General features: G+C 34.2%; 1 protein-coding gene. It reads right to left on the reverse strand.

Annotation, left to right across the window (positions count from 1 at the left end):
- Positions 1-76: 76 nt before the first annotated feature.
- On the reverse strand, positions 77-438 hold a 362-nt coding region (locus HMPREF2795_RS02015), incomplete at its 5' end, for a cadmium resistance transporter (RefSeq protein WP_186822894.1).

The raw sequence follows: 438 nt of genomic DNA on the forward strand, positions 1-438 counted from the left end.
TTCGTTGCGGTTGTAACATTTTGTTGATTTATAATATTCACTTGGCATATACTATCTTTTTTCATAATTTTTTCTCCTAGCCGAACACAGTCCTTAGCATGTCAAAGCTGTTGTTTTCAATCAGGATATACATCCCCAATCCTAAATAAACAACAGCAATAAACCATCTGCTATATTTCTCCAAAGTTTCTCCAACAGAAGGGACTTGTGCCAATTTTTGGGCAGAAAAAACCAAGAGATAAATCATGACTAGAAAGGTAAGTAAAACCACTATCAAATTCGCTAAATTTAAGGTAATAAAATATGGGACAAAAACACCAATATTGTCAGCACCACAACTTGCAAAAGTAATCATAGCAACTAGAAGAACCAGGTTTTTATTATCTTTGCGCAAACCATCTTTTGCAATAGCTTCTCCATCAGAATCTCCTAAAAGCA

It is taken from the genome of Streptococcus sp. HMSC056C01, assembly GCF_001811305.1.
Classification (GTDB): domain Bacteria; phylum Bacillota; class Bacilli; order Lactobacillales; family Streptococcaceae; genus Streptococcus.